Source organism: Paraburkholderia fynbosensis (assembly GCF_902859935.1).
GTDB lineage: Bacteria > Pseudomonadota > Gammaproteobacteria > Burkholderiales > Burkholderiaceae > Paraburkholderia > Paraburkholderia fynbosensis.
The window spans coordinates 1-21731 of the sequence record NZ_CADIKI010000043.1 but is presented as its reverse complement, the minus strand read 5'-3'; the positions used below and the strand labels follow the sequence as shown (position 1 = coordinate 21731).

The following is a 21731-nucleotide window of genomic DNA, read 5'->3' as shown; positions in this document are numbered from 1 at the left end:
GCGTCACCTGCTTGCGATCTTCACCTTCTATGAATCGCTTCATCCGGTCACCTACGCTGAATGAGTTAATCCAGTCTAGGCGATCAGCGTGTTTTCACACAAGCTCGACCCGTTGCAGCCGGTCGAGCAGTCTCTGTTTTAAGGGTAGGTATCGGAGTGGAACGGTCGTTCCGTGCCGTCGCCAGGGGGACAAGTCATCGGCCTCTGCGGACGCTTAGACCCGTGAGTTGGTGAGGCTGCTTGCCTGCCCGCGCGGGCGGCTTGCGCTCATGCAGCGGCCTCGCGCATCAGTCGTTCGCGCGTCATCCATAGGTTGCTCGGGGCGAACAGCGTATGCGATTGCTGCGTGTTCTTCATCGGCCGCGATAGCGCACCTTCAGATGCCACCGTGCGCGGCGATGAACATGGCGACGGCCGACCGGCAATAGGATTCGATTTCGTTGTCGTCCTGTGCTCTCGCCTCATCGAAGCGTGCGATAAGCAGGAGATCGGATCCTTTGAAAAGCGCGGCAAACAAGCGGGCGGCCCGGAGAGCATCGGGTACGTTCAGAATCGCTTTCGCGTGCAACTGACGCAACACGGCCTCGATCTGGGCGATGACATGGGCGGGCCCGGCTTCGTAATGGAGCTTGCTCAACGACTTTTGATTCGTCTTGTCGGCCAAAACCATGGCTTCGACACTGCGGACGTCCGGGCTCAACAGCGTGCGAAGCAGGGATGATCCCACCGCCATGAGCTGATCTTCGGCCGAACCGTCGACGCCTTCAGAAAGGGCCTGCGGTGCAAACTGATCGCAGCGGGCCACCATGGCCGCGCTGAACAGCGCCTCCTTGTTCTCGAAGTGCCGATAGATGCTGAGCTTGGATATCTTCGCCCGCTGCGCGACCTTGTCCATGGTCGTCGCTTGAAAACCCAATTCTACAAAGAGTTCGCAGGCAGCGTCGACGATCGTTTGGCGAAGCGCCTCGTTGGCGGGCCGGCCGCGCCGGCCCTGGCTGTTTTCGGTCACGACAATTCCAGTACTTGACAGTATTCAAATTGGTGCATTACGATACCACGCAGTATCGCAATGTGCAAGCCAAGGGCAGGTTTCCCCCGGGCCGCCCGGCGATATCGAGCGGCATTGTCGGGCCGGTCAATACAGCCATGGGCAACTTTCTTGCCAATGTCGAAGCCGTGCTCGCTGACCGTCTCAACCGCGTATCGCCGGACGATGTTGCACACCACGCCCGGCCCACCCCTCCCTCCACAGCACGGAGCCCATCACCATGAATGACGTCATCATCATCGGCGGCAGCTTTGCCGGCCTCGCCGCCGCCCTGCAGCTTGGCCGTGCCCGCCGCAAGGTCACCGTTCTCGATACCGGCCGGCCGCGCAACCGCTTTGCAGGCCACTCGCATGGCATGCTCGGCCACGATCACAAGCCGCCGCTGGATATCCTGGTCGAGGCGCGGCAGCAACTGGCGCGCTATCCAACGATCAGCCTCGTCAATGCCCGGGCCGAGAGCGTGTCTGGCGCCATCGACGATTTCTGCGTCGTCACTGACGATCACGAAAGCCTGAGGGCGCGCCGCGTGATCCTGAGCTATGGTGTCGCCGACCAGATGCCTGATGTTCCGGGCTTTGCCGAAAGCTGGGGCACGTCCATCGTGCCCTGCCCCTATTGCGACGGCTTTGAGGCCGCCGGTCAGCATTGGGGCCTCGTCTGGTCCAGCCCGCAGTCGCACCAGTCTGCCAGGCTGTTCCGCGATTGGACTGACAAGCTGACTGTCTTCGCCGATGGTCATGACATTGCGCCCGATATCCAGGTCTATCTGGCGCGCCGCAACATACCTGTCGTCGATGGCCGGATCATCGAGATCGCCCATCACAAGGGCCATATCGCCACTGTCAATCTCGATACCGGCCGCAATGTCGCGGTCGACGTCCTGTTCGCCCATCCGCGCAACAAGCCGTCCGCACGCCTGCATGAATCACTGGGCCTCGCCACGGTCGATACGCCCACCGGCATCGTCCTCAAAGTCGACGAGCGCCGCCAAACCAGCATGCCCGGCATCTACGCCGCTGGCGACCTCGCCACGCCCTTCTTGCCCTCGGTCACCCAGGCTTCATCGCAGGGCGCGATGGCGGGTATCTTCGCCCAGCAGTCGATGGTGGTTTGAGAGCACAGATCCCTGCTCTTGTTGCGTCGTCGCCTTCGAAAAGGTTGGCGTAAATCGACGCGGCGAAAGGCGGATCGTCGAGTCAAGGAGATGACATGGCAAAGCAAAGTGCGGATCAGGTGGGTGACTGGAATGGTCAAAGCGGGGAGCGCTGGGTCGCCAACCAGGCCCGGCTCGACGCTCTGGTGGCGGTGTTCGGCCAGGCCGCGATCGAAGCCGCCGCGCCCGCGACGGGTGAGCGCGTGCTGGACATCGGCTGCGGCGCCGGTGCGTCAAGTCTGGCTCTGGCCGCTCGCGTCGGCGCGGGGGGCCAAGTGCTGGGCGTGGACATATCCGAACCGCTGATCGATCGAGCGCGCGCGGTTGCGCGCCACGATACGCCGGCCCTGTTTCAGGTGGCCGACACCAGCAGCGCAGAGCTGCCCGAAGGCGCGTTCGACATTCTGTTCTCGCGTTTCGGCGTGATGTTTTTCCCCGATCCGACAGCGGCGTTCGCCCATATGCGACGCGCGCTCCGGCCGGGCGGCCGGGTCGCTTTCGTCTGCTGGCGCGGTGCGGCCGAGAACGATTGGATGCGACTGCCGGTGGGCGCGCTCAAGGACATCGTCCCGCCGAGCGCGCTGCCCGATCCCGAAGCGCCCGGCCCGTTTTCGTTCGGCGACCGGGAGCACGTGGCGCGCATCCTGACGGCGGCCGGTTTCACCGAAATCGTTATCTCGCCCTTCGACGCGGCCGTCCCATTCGGCGAGGGCGAAACGCGGGACGCCGCGATCGCCGACGCAGTGAGGATGACGCTTGAGGTCGGCCCGCTGTCGCGTGCGCTCGCTGGTCAGCCCGACGACATCCGCGCCCGTGCCTCCGCCGCAGTTCGTGCCGCCTTCGCGAGCCTCCCCGGCGAGGGGTCGGTGTTGATCAACGGCGCGGCGTGGGTCGTCATGGCACGAAATCCGGCAAGCTGACAGGGATTAACAGGGGAGACGCCTCGGCTTGGTAGAGCTGGGCGTTGTTGGCCGCTCAGATTGATGTCCCTTCTGGCCGCTGAATGAGCGCTCGCCTTGCGACAATCAGATGGCCGGTTGCGAAGCAGAGCCGACGCCTGAGCGGCCTGCCGCCGGCGCATGTGACCGGCAGTTTGTGGCCGCCAGTACGCGTTCACACAAACCGCCGGAAAGCTCCCATTGATAATTCCAACATCCTCTCGACAGCACGTTCGTCGAACCGACGCTATCGGCCATTAGGAGCCATTCGCCGGCAGTTGCTCACAGCCCTTCCGATGTCTGCTTTGCGACACTGAACGGCCACTAATCGCGATATGCCTGTGGTTGCGCTTTGGTCTTTCCCGGTCTAAAACCTGTTTCCTTGCAAGCCGGCCTGAAGTGTCGCGAAGGTCTGCAAGGCGGTGCGGTCGAAGTGCAGCGGCGTCACACGAAATGCGCTTCGACGCTACGACGGCCGTTTCGCTATCGGGCGCATTCTTGCGCGGTCCGCGCTGAAAGGGCAGCCAGAAATAATCGATGCCGCGCGGATCGACCTCCGGCACGATTTCGATGCCCTCCACTAGCCCGATACCTGGCTGTGTCACGGTCAGCGGTCCGGCGGCCGAGGCATCGCAATCTGGAAAGTTCACGTTGAGACATGTGGGCGCGTCATGCGAGGTGGCGAGCAGTCGGCGGACCACACCGGGCGCGATTCACGCGCGGTGTCCCAGCGCACGCTTCGGCGGTCGCTAAACGTCTGACTGAGCGCGATCGAAGGCAGGCCGAGCAGAACGCCCGTCATCGCTGCACCGGCGGTGCCGGAGAACATTGTCTCCACGCCCAAGTTCGCGCCGGATTGATGCCCGACAAAACGAGCGTGGGTGGCGCGGCCTTCATCGGATGACGCGCCGCGATTACGACGCAATCGTCGGGCGTGCCTTGCACGCCGAAGCGCCGCTGCCCCTGACGCGAAATGCGCAGCGGCGAATGCAGGCTTATGGAATGCGACGTTCCGTTCTGGTCGTGTACGGGTGCAACGACCCTGACTTCGTGCGCGTTCTAACTCCACGATGCTCCTGCCTGTGACCCTCACTCATAGGATCACAAGACGCCTTCTTCCCTCGGTTTCGTTTGCTTAAAGTGACACCACTGCAGCAGCTTTCCTTCTGTCCCGCTGCTGCAAGCACAGTTACTTCGCCACTTTATTCAACGACAACCCTTGGAAGAAATCATGAAATCGCTCATCAATGCTGTTGCAGTCGCCGCCGCCCTTGTCATCCCCGCCGCATCGTTCGCTCAGTCGAATGATCAGGTCACCCGTGCGCAGGTTCGCCATGAACTGGTGCAACTCCAGAATGCTGGATACCGTGCTGGCCAAGGCGATCAAGCGTTCTATCCGACTCAAATCGAGGCTGCCACTGCACGTGTGGCTGCGGAGGAAAAATCCGCGAGCGGCTTCGGCGGTGTAAGCAGCGGTTCCTCCGCCAGTGGCGCACCGGCGATCAACGGCGTCCGGTCTCTGTATTCCGGCCGTTGATTCAACGCCGCGAACGATGTCACGACTAAATACACGGACCTTGCTGCGCCCTAACCGATTGCAGAGGCGAAGCACTGACTACATAGCCGTGTCGTCATGACAGCGTTGCTGGCAATTCACAACCCACCTATCACGCATTGGAGAACGACATGAAAGTACTGATGGTTTTGACCTCGCACGATCAATTGGGCAGCACGGGCCGCAAGACCGGCTTCTGGCTGGAAGAACTCGCGGCGCCTTACTACACGTTCAAGGACGCGGGCGCTGAGATCATGCTGGCCTCGCCGCAGGGGGGCCAGCCGCCGCTCGATCCGAAGAGCAACGAGCCGGCCAATCAGACCGACCAGACACACCGCTTTGAAAACGACGCGGCGGCCAAAGCGCAACTCGCGGCAACCGTGCGCCTCGACAGCGTCTCCCAAGCGGACTTCGACACGGTGTTCTATCCCGGCGGCCATGGCCCGCTGTGGGATCTGGCCGAAGACCCGCATTCGATCGCGCTGATCCAGTCGTTCATCGCCGCCGGCAAACCCGTTGCACTGGTGTGTCATGCACCGGGCGTACTGCGCCACGTCACCACGGCGGACGGCAAGCCGCTGGTCGAAGGCAAGAAGGTGACGGGCTTCACGAATTCGGAAGAAGCCGCGGTCGGCCTCACCGAGATCGTTCCGTTCCTCGTTGAAGACGAACTCAAGGCCAAGGGCGGCATTTATTCGAAGACCGTTGACTGGGCTCCGTATGTAGTCACCGACGGGCTGCTCATTACCGGACAAAACCCGGCTTCGTCGTCCTCCGCTGCCGCCATTCTGATGAAGCACCCGGCGCTCGCCGCGCAATAAAAGCCGCCTATCTGCCGACGCGCGTTGCCTTCGGGCAAGCGCGCGGCGTTTTCACCAGAGAGCCAGTTGGCTGATCGCGCAGGATCGCGCGCAGCCGGCTCGATCGAGCCCGTCGCAACGCGCGACCTGGGTCCATTCGGGAGCGAAAAGAACATGGAATATCCTTCACTCTTCACGCCGCTCAAGCTCGGGCGGCACACCTTGCGCAATCGTATCGTGCTGCCGCCGCTGACGCGTCAGAGAGCCGCCCAGCCCGGCGACATACCGACCGCATCGAGCGCGCTCTATTACCGCCAGCGCGCCGGCGCGGGCTTCATGATCAGCGAGGGAGCGCAGATAGAACCGCGCGGTCAGGGCTACGCGTGGACACCCGGCATCTACAGCGACGAACAGGTCGAAGGCTGGGCTCGCGTGACCGACGCAATACACGCTGAAGGCGGCGTGATCTTCGCGCAGCTGTGGCATGTGGGCCGCGTCTCGCATACCGCGTTGCAGCCCCACGGCGCAGCGCCGGTTGCGCCTTCGCCGATGGCGGCACAGAAGGTCAAGGCGTTCATCGAGACCGGTCCCGGCACCGGCACGCTGGTCGAGCCTTCGGTGCCACGCGAGTTGAGCGTCGCCGAGATCGGCGAGTTAGTCGGGCACTACGCAATGGCAGCGCACAACGCGCTGCGTGCGGGCTTCGATGGTGTCGAGATTCACGCTGCCAATGGCTACCTCGTGAATCAGTTCATCTCGGCACACTCGAACAGGCGTCAGGACGAGTACGGCGGCTCGCTGCACAACCGCTTGCGCTTTCTGCGCGAGATCGTCGAGGCGGTCGCCGCGGTGGTGGGACCGGAACGGCTGGGCGTGCGCTTCACCCCGCTGTTCACGAGCACCGATCGGGATCGCGTGTACATCGGCCTCGTCGAAGACGATCCTCATCACACGTATATCGAAGCAATCAAGGTGCTGGAAGCTGCCGGTGCGGCCTATGTGTCAATAGCGGAAGCCGACTGGGATAACGCACCGGATCTGCCGGCGGCGTTTCGCGAGGAAGTCCGCCGGGTGTTCAGCGGCCGCATCATCTATGCGGGTCGCTACACGGCCGAGCGCGGCGGCCGCCTGATCGAAGCGAACCTTGCGGACCTGATTGCATTCGGCCGCCCGTACATCGCGAACCCGGATCTGCCTGAGCGCATCGCCAACGGCTGGCCGCTCAATGCCGTGAATCCGGCAACGTTGTATGGCGGCGGGGACGAAGGACTCACGGACTATCCGGCATACGCGGAATCGTTATCCGTTCAGGCAGACGAGGTGATCGCATGGGCAAGGGAATCGAAGGGAAGGTCGTCCTGATCACGGGTGGCAGCACGGGCATTGGCGCCGCAGTGGCTCGACGCCTTGCGGCCAGCGGTGCAAAAGTGGCCGTTGCGGCGCGTCGCAAGGACAAGCTCGACGAGGTCGTCGCGGCAATCGTAGCCGAGGGCGGCGCCGCCAAGCGTACGCGCGAGCCATCGCCTATGCGATCGAGCAGCCCGACGACGTCGACATCAACGAGATCGTGCTTCGTCCCACAAGCCAGGAGTTCTGAGCGAACGCTGGCTCACACTTTCCAGCGACAGGGCCACGCGCAAGACATTGTGCGCGGCCATCACGCAAATGCGGCGCTTCATACGAGAGCGGTTTCGACGCGTTCGTATGAAGCGCCGCTAGTCGTCGTGGCACAACCTGGACATTTTGCCGTGATAGTGTTCGCATTCCCGGTCGAGCCAGGCATGCTCGGGCCGTCAGTTGGCTGGTCGTAAGCTGCCTCGCGACGATGCCCGGCACGTCCGCCCGCCTGCCCATTCGCCGTTAACCGAGACACTATGTCCAGAAGACCCTCTGCCGAGCAGCGACGCGAACTTGGCGCGTTTCTTTCAAGCCGCCGCGGCCGCCTGCAACCTGCCGAATTCGGCCTGCCCGACGGCCCCCGCCGTACCCCCGGCCTGCGCCGCGAAGAGGTCGCCGTACTCGCCGGTGTCAGCGTCAGCTGGTACACCTGGCTCGAACAGGGCCGCGACATTCAACCGTCCGCCGATGCCCTGCGCAGAATCTCGCGCGTGCTCAAGCTCGACACCGTGGAGTCGGCGCATCTGTTCGCGCTTTCATCGCGCGAGCTTTCGCAGGTAGCAACCGGCAGCGGCGTCACCGAAGGCCTCGAACGACTGGTTCGCTCGATCAACGTTCCGGCCTATGTCCGCAACACGCGGCTCGATATTCTCGCGTGGAACGATGCCATTGCCGACCTGTTCGTCGACTATGGATCGCTGGAGCCGCACGAGCGCAATACCTTGCGCCTGCTGTTTCTTTACAAACCCTATCGCACGCTGATTCTCGACTGGGAGCAGATGACACGCGGCATGATCTCCGCGTTCCGCGCCGCGCGCGCGCAGGCGCCGGACAAGACGCAGTTCGATAGCCTCATCGACGAGCTCACGGAACTGAGCCCCGAGTTCAGCGACTGGTGGCAGGACACCGAGGTCAAAGGCTTCGATGAAGGCGACAAACGGCTTCGTCATCCAGCTGGCGGCCACATCGAATTCACTTACGTTGCGTTGACGCCCACCGGCAGACCGGACCTGTCGCTCGTGACTTACATTCCCCGGCACTCTGCCAGTGAGTCCGACTCATAGGATCACAAGACGCCTTCTTGACCCGCCCCGGTTTGCATAGAGTGGCACCACTGCAGCAACTTTCCCGCTGCTCGTCACTTCACTCAATCGAGGCAAACATGTCGAACCTGAACCTTCCCACCGCCATCGGCGCAACGTCGCGCAATCCCGCAACCGGCGAGTTCGTCGCGCACTATCCGTTTCAGACCGCCGACGAAGTCGAGCGCATGCTGGAGGACAACGCCGCGGCCTCCCGGCTGTGGCGCGCGACGCCCATGGCTGTGCGCGTGGCAACCTACCGCCGCCTGGCCGCGACACTGCGCGAGCGTTCGCAAGCGCTGGCCGCGCTGATTACTCAGGAGATGGGCAAGACGCTCGCCGCCGCACGAGCCGAAGTCGCAAAGTGCGCCAGCGCGATCGACTGGATCGCCGAGCATGGTCCCGCTTTCCTCGCCGATGAACCGGCGCCCGTCGAAGGCGACGATCACGTCCATGTCTCCTATCTGCCGATTGGCTCCATTCTTGCCGTGATGCCGTGGAATTTCCCGTTGTGGCAGGTGATTCGGGCATCGGGTCCGATCATGCTCTCGGGCAACGGCTTCATCCTCAAGCATGCACCCAATGTGATGGGCTCGGCGTACGCGTTGCTGGACGCTTATGAAGCCGCCGGCTTTCCAGTCGGACTCTTCGCCAACCTGAATTCCGATAATGAGACCGTGGCCCACGTGATCGAAGATCCGCGCGTTGCCGCCGTCACGCTGACCGGCAGCATGCGGGCCGGGTCCGCCGTCGCATCCACGGCGGGCCGCGCGTTGAAGAAGACGCTGCTGGAACTTGGCGGCGCCGACGCCTTCATCGTATTGGCCGATGCGAACATCGACCTGGCCGTGAAAGCTGCCATCGAGGCTCGCTTTCAAAACGCCGGCCAGGTTTGTCTCGCGGCCAAGCGGTTCATTGTCGAGCGGCCCGTTGCAGAAGAGTTCACGCGCAAGTTCGTGGCCGCCGCGCGTCAGGTCGTGGCGGGCGATCCGCACGATCCGGCAAGCACCATCGGGCCGATGGCGCGCGCCGACTTGCGCGACGAACTGCACGGCCAGGTGCAACGCACAATCGAAGCAGGCGCGACGCTGCTGCTCGGTGGTAGCAAGGTGGAAGGCGCCGGCAATTACTACGAGCCGACCGTGCTCGCAGATGTCGCCCCCGGCATGGCTGCTTTCGACGAAGAAACCTTTGGCCCGGTCGCCGCAATCACCGTTGCCGACGACGCCGAGCACGCTATCGAACTTGCCAACACGAGCGACTACGGTCTCGGCGGCAGCCTGTGGACGAGCGACGTCGCCCGTGCGCAGCGAATCGCGCGCCGGCTGGAAACGGGCGGCGTCTTTATCAACGGCTTCCCCGCTTCGAATCCGCGCATTCCGGTGGGCGGGGTCAAGAAGAGCGGATACGGCCGTGAACTATCGCACTTCGGTCTGCGCGAGTTCACCAACGCTCAGGCGGTGTGGGCCAAAACCGTCGATTGATCCGACGTTCACGGGGTTCGCCCGATCAGCTCGTGTATCGTTAAGGCATCCTCAACATTCGTACCGGCTTTCGCATGACCCGTACTTTAACGGGTCATCAGCGGCAGCCTGCAAGCTGAACCATTGCAACCAATTGACCAATCATCGTTAACTTCTGGAGTCGAAAATGAAAACCATCAACGACATTCGCCGTTTTGCCGCAGCCTTGACCATTGGCGTCAGCGCATTCGCCACGCAGTTCGCCGAAGCCGCACCTGTCAAGAACATCGTCCTGGTTCACGGCTATTTCGCCGACGGCTCGGGCTGGCAAGCCGTGTCGAAGATCCTGACGCGGGACGGCTATAAAGTCTCGGTGATTCAGGAGCCGGAGACGTCGTTCAAGGAAGACGTCGCCGCGACTACGCGTATCGTCGATGCACAGGACGGCCCGACAATCCTCGTCGGCCATAGTTATGGCGGAGCGGTGATTACCGAGGCGGGCAACAATGCGCGCGTGGCGGGCCTCGTCTACATCGCCGCGTTCGAACCGGACGCTAGCGAAAACCTTAAGGACCTGACGACGAAAATGCCGGCCGCGACAAAAGCCATCAAGGCAACCGACGATGGCCACCTCTACTTCGACGCAGAGCACTTCAGAGAGGACTTCGCTGCTGATGTACCCGCCGCGGAGGCCGCATTCATGGCGAGTTCGCAGGTCATGCCGGCGCATGAGTCGTTCACCGCGCCGGTGAGCCAGCCGGCATGGAAAATGAAGCCGAGCTGGGCCGTCGTGGCGACTCAGGACCGAACCGTGAATCCCGATCTCGAACGTTGGATGGCGAGCCGCGCGAAGAGCACGGTCGTGGAGGTTCCGTCGAGCCATGTCGCCTATCTGTCGCATCCGGCAGAAGTCGCCCGGGTGATCGAGCGGGCGGCCACTGCAACGGGCAGCCGCTGAGGGGATCGGGCCGGCTACTGGTGCGTAGGTACGCTGGACGAGCCGCGTGCCAGGATGCAGCGGCTAACCGACGACCGCTTCTCTTCTATCAAGAGACGCCGGCCGTCGGGCGTCGAATGGCCGATAGGAGTTGGGTCCGAAAGTTAGAGCCGAAGTCGCCGGCGATGCGTGCGCGTCACGAGCGATCTTCGGCAACCGGCCCAGGCCGTGTGGAAACTCGACGGAGTTGCAATCCGACGGGGAAACCTGGCCCGTCGGCGCGTTTGGCTGTCTTCGGGGGTGTCGCGGCGATGACGAGACGCTGAACGTCTCTAACGCGCTCCAAACAAGTTCAAGGGTCTAGTTTTAGGACCTACGGGTGCTCACGCACCCACCAGCCGCATCGCTTTCATCGTTTTCCTGAACCCCAGGATTCTCAGCACTCGCATGAGATTGTAGGCAAGTACGTTCAAGCTCATCTCGGTCCCCACGTTGGGCAGCCTGCGTGTCAGGAAATGTGTGTAGCCCATCCAGTGCTTGAACGTTCCAAAGACATGTTCGACGGTCCGCCTGCGCACTGTCATCGCCTCCGGTGTCCTGTCGAGCCGACGTTGGACCAGCACTGCCTGCGTCGCGCCGACGGCACCGCCTTGGACAATCCAAAAAATATTCGAAATTCGGCGAAAATTTGCAAAAATTTAAAGTTCTTATATTTATTTTAAATGTTAAAAAAATGCGAGTTTTCGGCCTTTTATCGACAATTTCCTATTTCTTCACCGAAGCACGGAAAGGCGAGTCTCGCAGTCCTTGACAGCCTTGTCTCGCCCGAATGCACCGCATCCGACATCGCCAAGCGTCCCGGCTTATCAGCCTCGCTGGTCATCCGGCTCTCAACAACAGTTCTTGCTAATAGATCCGTGCATGCAAGCGCTGCCTACAGCAGCGATCCGCACTCCTCACCGGAAAATGCAAGTCTCGCCGCGCAACTGTTCAGCAGGCCCGTCGTCCGAGCCTGCCCATCGCAAGTAACCATTCTCATTCATCCGTTGCGGGAGAATTGTTCTTGAGAGCGCGCCTAGCTTTTACTAAGGCTGGCTGGATAGGAACAAATTTGTGCAAACCGACGAAGCTTTCAGCACGGACTGCACGACCGGCTCACGCTTCGAACAGCGGAGCAGCCGTTGGGCATTGCTCGCCGACGACGATGCCCCGGGAGCGACCTGACTGAGTTGGGCGCCTCGTGCCGGACGCGCGAAGGCTGTCGCCGGGCAGAATGAGACAGTTGCACTCAATGCTTTACTGATTGATTATCGTACGATTGGTGCGTTTTCAATCGGCGATGGAGCGGATCACGCGCTCCCCGGCATGGCCAGCGTCACACCGGGGCTCGACGCAACTGGAATCGCCCAGCCGCGATCTTCAGCAACTCGGTCTGCTCTTTAAGTGACGCCGCCGCGGCCGCGGCCTGCTCGACCAGCGCTGCGTTCTGCTGGGACATTTCGTCAAATTGCGACACCGCGCGATTCACTTCTTCGATACCGGCGCTCTGTTCGGCGGAAGCCGTCGCGATCTCGTTCATGATGGCCGTCACGCGGCGCACTGCGGTACGAACCTCGCTGATCGTCTCGCCCGCCTGGCCGACGAGCCGCGAGCCATTCGCCACGCGCGCGGTCGAGTTGCCGATCAGTTCCTTGATTTCCTTCGCCGCTACCGCCGAGCGCTGCGCGAGCGTGCGCACCTCGCCCGCAACGACCGCGAAGCCGCGTCCCTGCTCGCCCGCTCGCGCCGCTTCCACGGCGGCGTTCAGCGCGAGAATATTGGTCTGAAACGCGATCCCTTCGATTACGGTGATGATTTCGCTCATTTTGCGGGCGCTTCCGTCGATCTCGCCCATCGTCGCGATCACCTGGTCAACCACCTCGGCGCCCGCGGCGGCAGCATCGTTGGTCGATTGAGCGAGTGCCTGGCCCTGCCGCGCGTGCTCCGCGTTCTGCGTGACCGCGCTGGTCAACTGTTCCATGCTGGCGGCCGTCTGTTCCACCGACGCGGCCTGCTCTTCCGTGCGCTGCGAAAGGTCGTTGTTGCCCGCCGAAATCTGGTGGGTCGCTGCGGCGATCGAATCCGTGCCGCGCGCAATCTGCTCGACCATCGCAGCGATGCCGTCCTGCATGGTGGCGACGCTGGCAACGAGCTTGCCCATTTCGTCGCTGGCGTCGAAGCGCAACTTCTCGGTCATGTCACCCTTCGCAATCCGTTCGACATGGCGGACGGTCAGATCGAGCGGGCGCGAGATCGCGCGCAGCAGGCTGAAGCCGCTCGTGACGCAGGCGACCAGACCTAGCGCGATCGCCAGCAGCGTGAAGGTCAGCAACGTGTCGTAGCGGTCCTGCGCCGACTGGTAACGCGTGGCGCCTTGCTCGTTGCGAAACTTGTCTAGCGCAGCCGACTTTTGCGTCAGGGCGGCGGCGAGCGGCGGAATATCCGTCATCGCCAGCTTGTCGGCGGCGGTGCGGTCGCCTTTGCGCATTGCGTCGATCATCGGTTGGATCGCGTTGCCCAACAACGCGCCGCGAGCGTCCGAGACTGCCTTCGACAGTGCCGCTTCCTCAGCTGAAGCCGGCAACGCCTGGTAAGTCGCCCAGGCCGAATTGGAGACCGACAGGTAATTGAGCGCCTTGTCGATCAGCGCAGGCGAATCCGGCGACTCGGGGTGAATGAGCACGCGGTCGAGGGTCGTGCGCACGACCGTCAGATTGAGGTTGGACCGGCCGAGCGCGGTTGCGGCTGCGACGTCGTTCATGTATGCCTGTTTCACCGTGCCGTTCGACGCCCGCATACCGACGATGCCGAATATACCCGTGACCACGAGCAATGCGCCGAGCAGCGTGAGCGTCACCAGTAGGCGCAATTTGATCGTCATATTCAGGCGCATAGAGGTCTATTCTTTCGTATGGGTGAAGAATGGTTATCGGCAGACAGGCGGGATAACTTGAGGGCCGCAGGCGGCTCTGTCACGTTCGTTGAGCCTTGGGCCAGGATGACGTCATGAAAGAGTCGAAATTGCTGTATCGCGGTCATCGGTTTCCGGCATCGATCATCAGCCACGCCGTTCGCTGGTATTTTCGCTTTCAGCTTAGCCTTTGCGATATCGAGGAGCTGCTGTTCGAGCCCGGCGTGGTCGTTAGCCACGAATCGATCCGTCGGTGGATAGACAAGTTCGGCGCTGATTTCGCACAACATGTGAAGGCCGTTCGTCGCAAGCCGGGCAGCACGTGGCACCTCGACGAGATGTTTGTCGCCCTGCGTGGCGAAGCGTACCTGTGGCGTGCAGTCGACGAGCACGGCGTCGAACTCGACCTCTTACTGCAAAAGCGGCGCGACAAGGCCGTCGCCAAACGTTTCTTCAAGCGTGTGCTGCGCTAACCCGGTGCCACGCAAAATCGTCACCGGTCAGTTACGTAGCTATCCCGCGGCGAAAGCCGACATCCCGGAACCGGTCAACGTGAGGCACGTGTTCGTCAAGGCTGCGGCCCGCGTCGACAATCGCGCAGAGAACAGCCATCAGCCCACGCGTGAAGGCGAGTAGCGCATGCGAGGTTCTCGCGATCGAAAGCGCACCCAGGCTTTCCTGACGAGCTTCGGTCCGATCCGGCAGCACTTCGCACTCAAGCGGCATCTGCTGCGCGCTTCCCTCTATCGCAAGCACCTCGCCGCACGATTTGACTCATGGCGGCTTTTCACTGGCATCGCCCAAACTCCGTCTGCGGTCTTCTGAGCGACCCCTTCACCTGCCATCGCTTTGCCCAGGAATCGTCAACGTGACACCCATTAGCCGGCCCAGGTCAAGGCACGAATTCATCCATCGCCGGGTTGCAGTGGCGATGATATTTCCATCGCCACTGCAATCCTGCGATGCTTTTCCGTTGTCTGTCATGCTGCCTACGGAGCCTGATCACATCCGCTTTCTCTCAGCTGGTTGCGAACCGGGTCGCACCAGACACCCATCGGGATCAAGCATGCCGCAGGTCTGCAGCCGCCCTGGCGACTATTGCCGCCCCGGAGAAACGTTGGTGCCAGGTGACGTCCAGTGGGTTGCATCGCAGAGCCGTGGCTGTCACTTTCGCGACGCCCGTCAATTGTGGCTCGTCGCCTGGGCGATCCGGTTTTTCTCAAACAGTGGTGCCGGCGCAGGAGCACGTGCAGTCAGTAGCCCTGTCTGCAGGACCGTCACGTTACTGGCTCGCCTCCATGCGTCGACCCGTCAGGCAAAACATCGCTTCACATCAAACGGCTGGCGCTCACGCAACATGTGATAGCACGCGCGTGCCAGCTTGTGCGCCAGCGCCTTGATTGCGAGGATCCCATTCCTTGCGCGCTTCTTGCGCTCATAAAAACGCCTGGCCTGCGGGCAGTAGCGAATGGCATAGTTCGCCGCCTCGACAAACGTCCAGGCGAGGTGCCTGTTTCCATTCTTCGTGCTGCCTTCCCCTTTCTTGCGGCTGTTGCTTTCCCGTCGGCTATCCACACAGCGACAATATGAGCTGAAATTGCCAACGTCGGCAAAGCACGTGATGGCGCCCGTCTCCAGCATGATCGTTGTCGCCAGTACGGGGCCGACGCCGGGTATCGACTTCAGCAGCGCATAATCCGGGCGCAGTTGTACGCGCTCCATGAGTCGCTTGTGCAAGATGGCAATTTCCTCCTGCAGCGCGCGCATCCCCGCCATTGGCCTGCATGGCGAGCGTCACATCAGGCGCAAACCGAGCGCATTGACCTGCTCGTCGCTCAGATGCCTGATCACTTCTCCGGTCATCCGCTGACCTGTCTGCCGGGAATGCAGGTTTTCGATTGAGAGTATCTGTGCGGTCCGGCAGCGCACCAGTTGCATTCGTTTGCGTGAGAGCTCCGTACTGGCCGCTCTTCTGCTGGATCGTAGCAGTCCCGCCATGTCGGCCGCCTCACGACGCCCACCACTTCGGCAAAATTTGCCAAAGTGGGTGCTAGAGTGGTTTCATGACCGCTATGAACATTTCGCTACCGGATTCGCTGAAGGACTACGTCGACGAACAGGTTGGCGAGGGCGGCTACGGCACGAGTGGCGAGTACGTCCGCGAACTGATCCGAAAAGATCCGGACCGCAAGCGTTACGGGCAATAATCGTGCAAGGCGCGACGTCCGGCCCTCGCCGTCCCCTGTTGACGCCGACTACTTTGAATCGCTGCGCGCTCGCGTGCGTAATTCTCGCAAATGACGGCTAAGCCAGTCATACCGACAAGGCTGGCCAGGCAGGACGTAGAGGACGAGGTGACGCACTAGCTCGTAGACGAAGGCTCGGAGCAGGCAGCGTTCGGATTCATCACGGAGATCGAACGGCATACGAGCGTCTCTCCGAGCACCGGAACATCGGGTCTCCCCGTTACGCGTACGAGCTGGATATCCCAAGCCTGCGGCCGTGGCTGCTTGATCGCTATCCGCAGCTGATCTTCTATATTGAGCGTAAGGCTCATGTGGAAGTTTGGCGCGTGCTCAACGGCAAGCGTGATATTCCGACTTGGCTGGAGAGCAACGACGATGAGACTCATTGACAGCCTCTGCACGGCACTAGGCCCGTGAGGTGCCTTCACGCACTTCCCACCTTTGACCGCCCCCTTGTGCACGGCCATTGCATCTAACCGGCAGTGCCGATGCTCACAAACTAATCGCGCTGTACTGGAAGATCGACCGCGGCATCGTCGACAGGCAGTTGATACGGGCTGCGTTGCCGATCAGCCTTCCCCGCCATGCGCAGATTGTCACCGCGCAACTTGGAGGCAAGGTCGAATCCAGAATTTGTGCAGCAGCCTGCGGCACAAATTCACAACCCATTCGTCTTAATGCACATAGGACCGCGAACCAAACTCTGATCATGTTCGCGCGTCTAGATAACGGGCCAAACCGCGCGGCAGGGTAAGCGCAAGAAACCCGTCGATTCATGTGCCCAACGCACGAATTGACAGAGCGCCGCAGCGCGTCGACACTGAACATCTCCTTTCAACTGCGGGAATGGCATGAACTTTGAGATATCGGACTTACGCGCCTTTGTCGCGACAGCCGACCTGGGCAGCTTTCGCGCCGCCGCCGACACGTTGCATCTGTCCGCCTCGGCGCTGTCACGTCGAATCGAAAAACTTGAGGACTCACTGGGCGTCAGGCTTTTCGAGCGGACCACCCGCAAGATGGATCTGACCATCGTCGGCCGCGGGTTCCTCGAGCGCGCGTACCGAATTCTCAACGAGGTCGACAACTCGATGCTTGAGTTCGACGATCTCGCGCGCAAGATGACCGGTGAACTCACGATAGCGTGCGTGCCCTCGGCAGTGCGCTATTTTCTCCCGGAAGCCATCGCGGTCTATCACCAGCGTTACCCGGGCATCCGCCTGCGCCTCATCGATGAGCCTTCGTCGATGGTGTTTCTGGCAGTCGCGCGCGGCGAAGCCGATTTCGGTCTCACTTACGTCGGCACACAGGAACCGGACATCGAATTCAGGCCGCTGCTCGATGACCCTTTCGTTCTCGCCTGTCCGCGCACGCACCCGCTCGCGAAACGCAAGGCCGTCGCCTGGAAGGAACTCGGCAATGTCGACTATCTTGCTATCGCGCAAGGCAGCGGCAATCGCGCGGTTATTGACGAGGCGCTGGCCGGCGTCGTTGACCGGCCGAAATGGTTCTGCGAAGTGCGTCATATGCCGGCTCTCGTGAGCCTGATCGAAGCGGGATTGGGAGTGGGTGTCGTACCGCGCCTCGCCATGCCACGTGGTCCGCATAAGGCGCTCAAGAGCGTGGCGCTCGTTGATCCGCCGATCCGGCGCACACTGGGCGTACTCCAGCGTCGCGGACGCGGCTTGTCCTCCGCCGCGCGCTTCTTCCTCGAGTTGTTGACGGAGATGCGCGCGCAGGATGCGCTGCCCGCAAGCACCGCCGCATAAGCGAGAGGCCTTTCCGGCGTCGCGGGACCGGTGTCGCGGCCTGTGTCTCTAGCAGGCGTCGATTCGTGCGTAAGACGCACCAATTGAACGAAAATATGCGTTTGTCATGGGGTTGCTTCTGGCCGATCATCTGCGAAACACAAGCGCTGCGATGTCGCAGCCGCTTGAGGCCCACAGTTTTCAGATCGAAGGAGACGACCCGTTTCATGACCCTGCCTAACTCCACCCACGGTATTGTCAGCAAGGCGCAGTTGACTGAACTGACCATCGAAGCCCTCTGCGCGCTCGGCCTGAATCGCGCTGACGCCGCCGACACCGCCACCATCCTCGTGCTCGCCGACCTGTTCGGCCTGCGCACGCATGGCACGAGCCGAATTGAATCGTACGGCTCTCGTCTGCGCATCGGCGGCATCAATCCCACACCGTCAATCACGTCCGAGCAAGTCGGCCCGGCGCTGCACCGTCTTGACGGCGACAACGGTATAGGTCCGCTCGTCGGCTATCGCGCGCTCGATCTGGCGATGACGGCCGCGCGCGAACACGGCATCGCGTGCGTGTTCGTGCGCGGCAGCAATCATTTCGGCCCGGTGTCGCCGTATTCGTATCTCGCCGCGACGCAAGGGTTCGCCAGCATCATCGGCAGCAACGCGACGACGACGATCGCGCCGTGGGGCGGCACCGACGCGCGCCTGGGAAATAGCCCAGTCGGCTTCGGCGTACCGAACCCGGACGGCCATCCGTTCATGCTCGACATGGCGATCAGCGTCGCGGCGCGGGCAAAGATCCGGAACGCGCTCAAACGGGGCGAACCGATTCCTGGCGATTGGGCGACCGATGCGCATGGCAAACCAACCACCGACCCGAAAGCCGCGCTCGACGGCTTCCTGCTGCCGATCGGCGGCCACAAGGGCTACGGCCTTGCGCTGGTCGTCGATCTGCTCGCAGGACTGCTTTCGGGCGCGGCCTATCTGACGCACGTGAAGTCGTGGGAAGACGATCCTGAGCAGCCGCAAAATCTCGGCCACTTCTTCATCCTCATCGACACGACCAAACTCGGCAGCACCGAATGGCTCGCCAGGCATATGGCCGACTATGCGGCAATCCTGCACGGCTCCAGGCCCGCCCATCCGGATGCACCCGTGATCGTGCCCGGCGAGATCGAACTCGGGCGCCTGGAACGCCAGATACTGGAAGGAATCGATATCGGCACGGCACAGCTCGCCATGCTGGAAGCGGCCGCGCGGCCGCAGCGCTGAACAGCCTATTTATCTTCGTAGCCCGCGACGCCCGTACCACCCAACGCGCGGCGCGCCAGCGGACAGACAAGCGACAGCCGGGTAGCTCATTCGAGCGCCCGGCGGTCAAGCACATAACAAGCTCCAAGGAGCGACAGGTGACAAACACTCGATGGCGCATCGTCCTGCTGCTGTTCATCGCAGGCTTCATCAATTATCTCGACCGCTCGGCGCTGTCCGTTGCGGCGCCCGCCGTGGCGCAAGAACTACATATCTCACCGGCGAGCCTCGGTCTGGTGTTCTCGACGTTCTTCATCGGGTATGCGGCGTTCAATTTCATTGGCGGCTGGGCGGCCGATCGCTGGGGCGGCAAGCGGGTCTTCTCCGTCGCGATCCTGGCGTGGTCGCTGCTGTGCGGTGCTACGGGCCTCGCCACCGGGTTTGGCTCGCTGCTGGCGTTCCGCACTTTTTTCGGTATGGCCGAAGGACCGCTCGCGACGACGATTAACAAGATCGTGAACAACTGGTTTCCTCACAAGGAGTCGGCGACCGCGTTTGGCTTTGCGAATTGCGGCTTGCCGCTGGGCGGTGCGGTTGCGGGGCCGGTAGTCGGTCTGCTGACAGCAGCTTATGGCTGGCGCGTCGCGTTCGCCGGAATCGCGTGTTTCGGATTGCTCTGGCTGGTCTTCTGGCAGTTCATGGCAACGGACAAGCCACATCAGCATCCGCGCGTATCGGACGATGAACGCGTTCTGATTGAATCCGACCGCAGCGTTTCCGAAGATCCCGCCGACGTGAAGGGCCTCGGCTTCTACCTCAAGCAGCCCGCCATTCTCGCCGCGATGATTTCGTACTTCGGTTACAGCTACATCCTGTTCTTTTTCCTCACGTGGTTTCCGAGCTTCCTGACAATGGACCGTCACCTGAGCCTGAAAAGCATGAGCCTCGCGACAGTGCTGCCGTGGCTGCTCGGATTTGTCGGTTATGGTCTGAGTGGCGTGCTGTCCGACCGGATCTTTCGCCGTACGGGCAATGCGCTGCTTGCCCGCAAGCGGGTACTGATCCTGTGTCTGGGCACCGCAGGTATCTGTGTCGCGCTAGCCGGTGCCGTGACGACGACCCTCGGTGCGCTGCTGCTGATGGCCATTGCCGTATTTGCGCTTTATCTGAGCGGCAGCACCTATTGGGCGCTGATTCAGGACACGGTTCCAGGTCCGAAGCTCGGCAGTGTCGGCGGCTGCGTGCATGCGATCGCCAACTGCGCGGGCATCGTCGGACCTGCAGTAACGGGCTTTCTGGTCCAGCAAAGCCACACTTTTTTCAGCGCGTTCGCCCTCGCGGGAGGCATTGCGCTGGCCAGCGTGCTCGCTGTGATGATCCTGCTCCGGCCGCGATCCGAGCGGAGGCTACAGCCGAGCGAAGCGGGAATCGCCCGCTGAACTCATGCACGAATTCAGTGAAAAGCTGCGGCAGTCATCATCGCCGGGCAAAAAAAACCGGGCGACGCGCGCGCCGCCTGGTTCACCTAGGGGACCTACCGTGATGCGTGGGGGGTTCAAGTCTAGCAAACTGAAAACATCGGTCACCAACATGAAATTCGACTCTTCCGTCATACAAGCCTTTACACCAACGGGCAGGCTGCGAGCCTCCATCAACCTCGGCAACCCAATCCTCGCGGGCAAGGATGCGTTTGGCGCGCCGTCCGGCGTCTCGGTCGACCTTGCGCGTGCCTTCGCCGAGACGCTCGGCGTCGAACTGGAACTGCTGGTGTTCGATTCGGCAGGAAAGTCAGTTCAAGCGGTCAGCGAGGAGCGTGCGGACTTCGGCTTCTTTGCCGTAGACCCCCTGCGCGGAGAAACCATTGCATTCACCGAGCCATACGTGTTGATCGAAGGTTATTACATGGTGCGCGACGCGTCGCCCATCCGCAGCAATGAAGACGTGGATCAGCCTGAGCATCGCGTCGTGGTCGGCAAGGGCAGCGCTTATGACCTGTTCCTCACGCGAGAATTGAAGTACGCGCAAATCGTGCGTGCGCCGACCTCACCCACCGTAACGCAGATGTTCCTCGACCAGGATCTCGAAATCGCAGCGGGGGTCAAACAGCAGCTCGAAATCGATGCGCGCCGCACGCTCGGCCTGCGTCTGCTCGACGAATGCTTTATGGTGATCCGGCAGGCGATGGGGGTGCCGCTAAGCCGCGGGCCGGCAGCCGTCCGCGCGTTGCACACGTTTGTCGAAGAAATGAAACGTTCAGGCTTCGTCGCGCAAGCGCTCGCGCGCCACGGCATCGCCGGCGCATCCGTGGCGCCGGCGGCGGCTTAGCCGCGCGGAAAACATGCAGCCCTCAGTTGGTCGCGCGATGGCTGACGCTTGCAGACGTCGCTGGGCAGTCATCGCAGGAATGGATGGCGATGCAAAGCGAGTGCAGTGATGGGCAGTAGGGGCCCGAAGGTCAGTGTGCCAGGAGTAGTCGGCTCCCGGGAAAGCGACCAGCGGGCTCGTGCCATCTTCGCAGCGGTTGCGGGCGCGCAGCTCCTAGCGAGGAGCCGCTAGGACGTTTCGCTTTACGACGCGTTGATCGATAGCTTTTGCGTGGCGGGGCTAATACCAGTCTAGACGGTGCAGTTTTCCCTTGGCACGCGCAATATAAGCGGTACCCCCTAACCGCGTTGCTTCCCTGCCCTGATTCTTTCTCCCGAATGGCCATTGTTTCCGACAGCCTTGAGTCTAATGAGATGACTTGCCAAAGCGAAGGATGTCCTGTCGTGGCGGGGCGCCAAACATGCGTGCGTACTCGCGGTTGAATTGCGACGAGCTTTCGTAACCCACACGAACTGCCGCCGTCTGCACGTTGGCTTCCCCCGCAGCCATGAGGCGCCTCGCTTCCAGCAGGCGAATCTGCTTCTGGTACTGCAAAGGCGTGAGGGAAGTCAAC

At 62.0% G+C, this 21731-nt stretch carries 18 protein-coding genes and 7 pseudogenes; 17 read left to right on the top strand and 8 right to left on the bottom strand.

Annotation, left to right across the window (positions count from 1 at the left end; all coding sequences use genetic code 11):
* Window positions 1-267 precede the first annotated feature (267 nt).
* Window positions 268-389, bottom strand: a pseudogene (locus tag HV770_RS36990) (IS5/IS1182 family transposase); the annotation flags it as partial.
* Window positions 377-1009 carry a TetR/AcrR family transcriptional regulator gene (locus HV770_RS36985; RefSeq protein WP_175166358.1) on the bottom strand — a complete coding sequence of 211 codons (633 nt, stop codon included), beginning with the start codon at window positions 1007-1009 and terminating at the stop codon, window positions 377-379. The gene HV770_RS36985 and the pseudogene HV770_RS36990, both read right to left, overlap by 13 nt.
* 259 nt (window positions 1010-1268) lie before the next feature.
* Between HV770_RS36985 and HV770_RS36980 the strand changes: the two genes are divergently transcribed.
* Both HV770_RS36980 and HV770_RS36975 read left to right on the top strand, forming a co-directional pair.
* Window positions 1269-2162 (top strand): NAD(P)/FAD-dependent oxidoreductase, encoded by an 894-nt coding sequence (locus HV770_RS36980; RefSeq protein ID WP_175166357.1) that lies wholly within the window; start codon window positions 1269-1271, stop codon window positions 2160-2162.
* 95 nt (window positions 2163-2257) lie between these two features.
* Window positions 2258-3121, top strand: a complete 864-nt coding sequence (locus HV770_RS36975; protein WP_175166356.1) for a class I SAM-dependent methyltransferase — start codon at window positions 2258-2260, stop codon at window positions 3119-3121.
* A gap of 385 nt (window positions 3122-3506) precedes the next feature.
* Here the strand turns inward: HV770_RS36975 and surE are convergent.
* Window positions 3507-4195 (bottom strand): annotated as a pseudogene (gene surE / locus HV770_RS36970) (5'/3'-nucleotidase SurE); the annotation flags it as partial.
* Window positions 4196-4370: 175 nt separating this feature from the next.
* On the opposite strand from surE, the gene HV770_RS36965 reads away from it, so the two are divergent.
* The 8 genes and pseudogenes from HV770_RS36965 (at window position 4371) to HV770_RS36935 (ending at window position 10614) form a co-directional block, all read left to right on the top strand.
* Window positions 4371-4676, top strand: coding sequence for a DUF4148 domain-containing protein (locus HV770_RS36965; RefSeq protein WP_175166355.1), 306 nt, complete (start codon window positions 4371-4373; stop codon window positions 4674-4676).
* A gap of 149 nt (window positions 4677-4825) precedes the next feature.
* A complete protein-coding gene (locus HV770_RS36960; protein WP_175166354.1) occupies window positions 4826-5515 on the top strand; it encodes a type 1 glutamine amidotransferase domain-containing protein in 690 nt (229 codons plus the stop codon).
* 153 nt (window positions 5516-5668) lie between these two features.
* Window positions 5669-6856, top strand: a complete 1188-nt coding sequence (locus HV770_RS36955; protein ID WP_175166353.1) for an alkene reductase — start codon at window positions 5669-5671, stop codon at window positions 6854-6856.
* A pseudogene (locus HV770_RS40010) lies at window positions 6823-6933 on the top strand (SDR family NAD(P)-dependent oxidoreductase); the annotation flags it as partial. The gene HV770_RS36955 and the pseudogene HV770_RS40010, both read left to right, overlap by 34 nt.
* Window positions 6934-7004: 71 nt before the next feature.
* Window positions 7005-7091, top strand: a pseudogene (locus HV770_RS40005) (oxidoreductase); the annotation flags it as partial.
* A 277-nt stretch (window positions 7092-7368) separates the two neighbouring features.
* Window positions 7369-8175 (top strand): helix-turn-helix transcriptional regulator, encoded by an 807-nt coding sequence (locus tag HV770_RS36945; RefSeq protein WP_175166351.1) that lies wholly within the window; start codon window positions 7369-7371, stop codon window positions 8173-8175.
* 98 nt (window positions 8176-8273) lie between these two features.
* Window positions 8274-9677: an NAD-dependent succinate-semialdehyde dehydrogenase gene (locus HV770_RS36940; RefSeq protein WP_175166350.1), complete on the top strand. Its 1404-nt coding sequence runs from the start codon at window positions 8274-8276 to the stop codon at window positions 9675-9677.
* 166 nt (window positions 9678-9843) lie between these two features.
* Entirely contained in the window at window positions 9844-10614 is a 771-nt protein-coding gene (locus HV770_RS36935; RefSeq protein ID WP_175166349.1) for an alpha/beta hydrolase, read from the top strand.
* A 362-nt stretch (window positions 10615-10976) separates the two neighbouring features.
* On the opposite strand, the pseudogene HV770_RS36930 reads toward HV770_RS36935, so the two are convergent.
* Window positions 10977-11210, bottom strand: a pseudogene (locus tag HV770_RS36930) (transposase); the annotation flags it as partial.
* A 758-nt stretch (window positions 11211-11968) separates the two neighbouring features.
* The gene (locus HV770_RS36925) at window positions 11969-13525 is read right to left on the bottom strand and encodes a methyl-accepting chemotaxis protein (RefSeq protein ID WP_175166348.1); all 1557 of its coding nucleotides are present in this window, start codon (window positions 13523-13525) and stop codon (window positions 11969-11971) included.
* A 113-nt stretch (window positions 13526-13638) separates the two neighbouring features.
* Between HV770_RS36925 and HV770_RS36920 the strand changes: the two are divergent.
* Window positions 13639-14368, top strand: a pseudogene (locus HV770_RS36920) (IS6 family transposase).
* 486 nt (window positions 14369-14854) lie between these two features.
* Here the strand turns inward: HV770_RS36920 and HV770_RS36915 are convergent.
* Window positions 14855-15319, bottom strand: a complete 465-nt coding sequence (locus tag HV770_RS36915; RefSeq protein WP_246291590.1) for a transposase — start codon at window positions 15317-15319, stop codon at window positions 14855-14857.
* Between the two features lie 18 nt (window positions 15320-15337).
* Complete coding sequence (locus HV770_RS39295) at window positions 15338-15481, bottom strand: hypothetical protein (RefSeq protein WP_246291589.1); 144 nt, start codon at window positions 15479-15481, stop codon at window positions 15338-15340.
* A gap of 125 nt (window positions 15482-15606) precedes the next feature.
* Here HV770_RS39295 and HV770_RS39615 point away from each other — a divergent pair, with 125 nt between their 5' ends.
* The 6 genes and pseudogenes from HV770_RS39615 to HV770_RS40000 form a co-directional block, all read left to right on the top strand.
* Complete coding sequence (locus HV770_RS39615) at window positions 15607-15750, top strand: ribbon-helix-helix domain-containing protein (RefSeq protein WP_343048419.1); 144 nt, start codon at window positions 15607-15609, stop codon at window positions 15748-15750.
* 890 nt (window positions 15751-16640) lie between these two features.
* Window positions 16641-17558, top strand: a complete 918-nt coding sequence (locus HV770_RS36905; RefSeq protein WP_175166347.1) for a LysR family transcriptional regulator — start codon at window positions 16641-16643, stop codon at window positions 17556-17558.
* A gap of 206 nt (window positions 17559-17764) precedes the next feature.
* Window positions 17765-18814, top strand: a complete 1050-nt coding sequence (locus tag HV770_RS36900; RefSeq protein ID WP_175166346.1) for an Ldh family oxidoreductase — start codon at window positions 17765-17767, stop codon at window positions 18812-18814.
* Window positions 18815-18951: 137 nt separating this feature from the next.
* Complete coding sequence (locus HV770_RS36895) at window positions 18952-20232, top strand: MFS transporter (RefSeq protein WP_175166345.1); 1281 nt, start codon at window positions 18952-18954, stop codon at window positions 20230-20232.
* A gap of 151 nt (window positions 20233-20383) precedes the next feature.
* Window positions 20384-21118, top strand: a complete 735-nt coding sequence (locus HV770_RS36890; protein WP_175166359.1) for an ABC transporter substrate-binding protein — start codon at window positions 20384-20386, stop codon at window positions 21116-21118.
* Window positions 21119-21247: 129 nt separating this feature from the next.
* A pseudogene (locus HV770_RS40000) lies at window positions 21248-21412 on the top strand (TetR/AcrR family transcriptional regulator); the annotation flags it as partial.
* 111 nt (window positions 21413-21523) lie between these two features.
* Here the strand turns inward: HV770_RS40000 and HV770_RS36885 are convergent.
* Window positions 21524-21731: helix-turn-helix domain-containing protein (locus HV770_RS36885; protein ID WP_175166344.1), on the bottom strand; the 208-nt coding region annotated here is incomplete at its 5' end.